The sequence below is a fragment of the Rhodopseudomonas sp. BR0C11 genome, from assembly GCF_010820945.1.
In the GTDB taxonomy this organism is placed as follows: Bacteria; Pseudomonadota; Alphaproteobacteria; order Rhizobiales; family Xanthobacteraceae; genus Rhodopseudomonas; species Rhodopseudomonas palustris_H.
This window is the reverse complement of record NZ_QTKI01000409.1, coordinates 1-4,226: the sequence shown is the minus strand read 5'-3', so window position 1 is coordinate 4,226 and position 4,226 is coordinate 1. Positions and strand designations below refer to the sequence as shown.

The following is a 4,226-nucleotide window of genomic DNA, read 5'->3' as shown; positions in this document are numbered from 1 at the left end:
GACGTTCCGTTCACAACCCTTTCGTTCGCCTCTGACCGTGATCGTGCTCGGAGCCGCCGCGCTTCTCGCCGTTGCAACGCCGGCCGCCGCACAACAACTGCAGGTCTTCCGCGAACAGGACATCACCGAACTGCGGCTCGGCCAGAAGATCCTGGTCGACGATGGCTCCTGCCCCAATGGTCAGATCAAGGAAGTCACGGGATCGACGCTGTCGGCCTCGGGCGTCGTGGCGACGGTCAAGTGCATCCCGCGCGTGCGGCGGTGACTGGCTCACGTCCGGAAGGCAGATTTGTTAGTCGGCCGGATCGAACATGCACTGCAGGGCAGGCTTGGCGATCAGCGTGAAGGTGGCGCTGATCTGCGACTGCTTGGTCTGCGGCACCCATTCGTTGTCGATGGTCGGCACGCCACTCTCGCGGATGCCGCGCAGCAGCGCCTGACGCAGGTCGCTATCGGACACTTTGGCGGCGGCGTGATCGTGCAGGCAGCCGCAAACAGAGTCGGGATGCGCCCACCGACCGGTCATGTGCGCGGTGCACTGGCGGATGAACTCCATCCGAGCATCCTGAGCACCAAATAGGGACCGGGTCTGTGTATGGGTCTGCGCCTGCGCCGCATGGCCGATCATCAGGCCGAAACCGACCGCCAGCGCAGCCATCCGAAACATCGTCACCAATTCCGACTCCATTCGGCGAGGTCGCCGCCGCGCCAGACTGCGCCATCCCGGACCGCAGCAACTTCCGCGACAGGGGTGCCGAGATAGGCGAAGGTCCCGGCGCCCGGCAGCCGTCCTTCCGATGAGCCGGCGGATGAAGCACCGCTGGCCACCAAAGCGAGGGCAAGGAACAGGCTCCAGCTCCGCATCCGAGATCTCCTGCCGGTCGTCAGCCGGCCCGCCGCCGCTGCCGTTGATCAGTTGATAACCACGCTGTGTTTCCAGACCGCTGCAAGCGCGCAGCCGAATGGTTTCGTCCCACCCGCGAATTGTTTCGTCGGACCGTCCTCGACGAAACATTGCGGAAAAAACCATCGGGATTTCAGTGCGCTCTGGTTTGGCCCAAGACGCGGCCATGCACGACTAAAGTTGCTGACGCTGATCCATCCGGTGGGCGGCGGTGACATCACCACGTCATCAACCGACGCTTAGTAGGGCGTGCATCCCGTTACACGCAGCGGCCTGAAAACGAGGGATCCACCCACCCTCTGTTACCAACTTTGGCTGCTGGATAGTTGAGGCTGGTAATTTCTTTGGATCGGCTCTACAAATGATTAGTTGCGGAGCTTGGCGTGATCCAGCTTTGAGCCGCGCTGTGACGTCGGGTGCAGATCATTGCGGTGCATTACACCGCTGCCGTGGCAGAGACCTGGACGTTGGAGATCCAAATATTAACGGATCTCGCCCCTCGCCGCGCCGGCTGATCCGGTTTGCGTCACGAAAGCCCGCTTCGGTTCGGACCACGCGTCGCTTGGCGACGTGCGGCAACGATTCCGGCTCGGCCGCGTTCATACATGATGGAGGAAACAAAAATGGCCAGTAATGCGCTCGGCGACGGCACTGGCAGCGACCGTCCCACAGAACGGCGCCATTCCACCCGCCCGGAGGCTCTGCACACTGAGCTGCTCCGTAACGGCCGCCGAGGCGTCGCGACATCGGGGGAGATGGCGCTGCAGGGACCGTTCGGCCATTCCGCCACACAAGGCATGCCGCAACGCCTCGTGCGTCTCATCGGCTACTGCGCGCCGGCCCGCTCGGCCGCGGCGCAACCGCTCTCGACTGAGCGGGAGTCAGCCTGAATTCCAAGTGCCGTGAATTTCGACGTGCCAAAATGACACGTCGGCGCTTCGCTGCTCTCCGCAGCCGAAGCGCCGACGCCTTGATCGTTACTTGAAGAAGTCCCCGCACTTCTCGATTGTCGCGTCCGCGCCCCACGGCATCACCGGCACCGATGACGTCGAGTTCTTCGGCGAGCCCTCGATCAGCTTGTCCGAGTACACCATGTAAACCAGCACGTTCCGCTTGGCGTCGCAGCCGCGGACGATCTGCATCCGCTTGAAGAACATCGAGCGGCGCTGGCTGAACATGTCGTCGCCCTGATCGAGCTTCTTGGTGAAGTGGATCGGTCCGACCTGCCGGCATGCCAGCGAAATGTCGGAGACTTCCTCGGCCAAACCGAGCCAGCCCTTGAAGCCACCACGCTCCGGTACCGTGAAGTGGCAAGCGACGCCTTTGATCTCCGGATCGTCGATGCCGTACACGGCGAGCTTGTCGTTGGGGCTCAGCAGTTTGAACACCGTCGAGCGTCGGAAGATCAAATCCGGATCGTCGGCGGCCACGGCAGCGGTGGAGGCGCCCGTCACGGCCAGCGCGAGCAGCGCCAGGGTCGCGGATTTGAAGCGGGAGAGGCGAAACTGAGAGGCACGCCGGTTCATCGAATTCTCCATAGAAACGGTTGTGTGCATTTGGTGAGCACGTTGCCGGTTTGAAAGGTGCAACTCCTGCCCGCCGCCGCGTTTAACCTCCGGTGAAGCTTTTTTGTTACGGTCGAACAGATTGCGCGACAGTTCGCCACGAAGGCGAACGCGTCTCGCGCCAGAGACACTAATCTAAAATCCTGCTGGCAAGATTCGGGGAAGAACTGCGTGCGCGTCTTTCAATGCGAAGCCGATTTCACCGACGAGCGTTACTCCCGCACCAGCAAGCGCACCGGTGCTGGGAGATTGACCATTTCGCAGGCCACGATCGCCGCAGGCATCATGGCCACTGCGATGGCGGCCACGCCCGTGCAAGCCTCGCCCGCTTGGTTCTGGTCGGACGAAGTGCCGATTTACGACGAGCCGCCGCCGGCCGCGCCGAAGCGGCATTATCAGCATCCGCGCAAGCGGCTTCAGCTCGACCACAAGGCTGAAAAGCAGATCGAAAAGCAGGCGACCAAGCCGCAAGGGCCGGTGGTGATCGCGGTTTCGATCGAGCAGCAAAAGCTTCGGGTGTACGACGCCAACGGCCTGTTTGCCGAGACGCCGGTGTCGACCGGGATGCGTGGGCACTCGACCCCGATGGGCGTGTTCAGCGTCATCCAGAAGAGCAAATATCACCGCTCGAATATCTACAGCGGCGCCCCGATGCCCTACATGCAGCGCATCACCTGGTCGGGGATCGCACTGCATGCTGGCGCCCTCCCCGGTTACCCGGCTTCGCATGGCTGCATCCGGATGCCGATGACATTCGCGGTGAAAATGTGGGGCTGGACCCGGATGGGTGCCCGCGTGATCGTCGCCCCCGGCGACGTGACGCCGGTGAGCTTTGCTCATCCGCTGCTCGCCACCAAGAAGGTCGCGCCGGATCCCGAGCCGATGATGTCGGATTCGCCGAAGCCGGCGACCACGACCAAATCCGACAAGGCGGCCGTCAATGACCAACCGGCGGAGCCCACGCTTGTCGCCGACGAGCTGCGGCGTGGCCTCGCGCTCGGCAGCGACAAGCCATCGGCCTCGCCGGTCCGGACCGCGGATGCGGCCGCGGCGACGGTGACGCTGACCGATGCCTCATCGAGCAAAGCGCCTGAGACCACCGACACCGCTCCCGCGACAACCGGGACCGTCGATCCCGCCAAGGCTGCCAAGGCTCAGGACAAGCCAGTCGACACCAAGCCTGCTGACGCCAACCCTGCCGACGCCAAGGCGCTTGCGGCCGCCGAGGCCACCCCGGCTACCGACCAGCCCAAGGCGTCCGCTGCAACGAGCGACGACAAAGCCGCGACCTCGTCCGGCGCCAAGGACCAGTCGCACGCGCCGACGAGCGATGAGCACACCGCCGCCGCCCCGACGCTGCCTGCGCCGAATCCGAAGGAGCAGATTGCGGCCTTCGTCAGCGGCAAGGATGGCAAGCTGTATGTCCGGCAGAACCAGACGCCGCTGTTCGACGTGCCGGTGACGATTGCCGCCAGCGGCAATTATCTCGCCGGCACGATCTGGCCGCCGCTGGTCAATTGGGGCAGCGCCAGCATCGGCTGGCGGGCCACTCATCTGGCGATCGGCGGGTTCTGTGTCGTCGCGATGACCCTGATGGTGCTGATCCTGCGCGCCAGGATGCGCGGCCACGCCGCTGCCAGCCACGCCGCAGCGCCGCCGCCGAAGATCGATCTGCAGCTTCCTACCAACACGCTCACGGTGCTGCTGAGCGTCGCCAGTATCGCCTGCTGCGTGGCGATGGCGATGCCGCAGGTCCC

General features: G+C 64.1%; 6 protein-coding genes. 3 read left to right on the top strand and 3 right to left on the bottom strand.

The annotated features are described in order from the left end of the window. Window positions 1–265 (top strand): DUF6719 family protein (locus tag DYI24_RS22300; protein ID WP_502706363.1); only part of this gene is annotated, 265 nt, incomplete at its 5' end. Between the two features lie 27 nt (window positions 266–292). Here DYI24_RS22300 and DYI24_RS22295 read toward each other — a convergent pair. After that, window positions 293–667: a hypothetical protein gene (locus DYI24_RS22295; protein ID WP_246701344.1), complete on the bottom strand. Its 375-nt coding sequence runs from the start codon at window positions 665–667 to the stop codon at window positions 293–295. A 2-nt stretch (window positions 668–669) separates the two neighbouring features. Beyond that, window positions 670–864, bottom strand: a complete 195-nt coding sequence (locus tag DYI24_RS22290) for a hypothetical protein (protein ID WP_164573883.1) — start codon at window positions 862–864, stop codon at window positions 670–672. Window positions 865–1,527: 663 nt separating this feature from the next. Here DYI24_RS22290 and DYI24_RS22285 point away from each other — a divergent pair. Then, entirely contained in the window at window positions 1,528–1,794 is a 267-nt protein-coding gene (locus DYI24_RS22285; RefSeq protein WP_107357537.1) for a hypothetical protein, read from the top strand. 87 nt (window positions 1,795–1,881) lie between these two features. Here DYI24_RS22285 and DYI24_RS22280 read toward each other — a convergent pair whose 3' ends face one another. Then, window positions 1,882–2,430: a CreA family protein gene (locus DYI24_RS22280; protein WP_107346629.1), complete on the bottom strand. Its 549-nt coding sequence runs from the start codon at window positions 2,428–2,430 to the stop codon at window positions 1,882–1,884. Window positions 2,431–2,640: 210 nt separating this feature from the next. On the opposite strand from DYI24_RS22280, the gene DYI24_RS22275 reads away from it, so the two are divergent. Next, on the top strand, window positions 2,641–4,226 hold a 1,586-nt coding region (locus tag DYI24_RS22275; protein ID WP_349627808.1), incomplete at its 3' end, for a L,D-transpeptidase family protein.

Coding starts and splice junctions, on each gene's coding strand:
- DYI24_RS22285 (WP_107357537.1), top strand. CDS start 1,528: ATGGCCAGTAATGCGCTCGGCGACGGCACTGGCAGCGACCGTCCCACA.
- DYI24_RS22295 (WP_246701344.1), bottom strand. CDS start 667: ATGTTTCGGATGGCTGCGCTGGCGGTCGGTTTCGGCCTGATGATCGGC.
- DYI24_RS22280 (WP_107346629.1), bottom strand. CDS start 2,430: ATGAACCGGCGTGCCTCTCAGTTTCGCCTCTCCCGCTTCAAATCCGCG.
- DYI24_RS22290 (WP_164573883.1), bottom strand. CDS start 864: ATGCGGAGCTGGAGCCTGTTCCTTGCCCTCGCTTTGGTGGCCAGCGGT.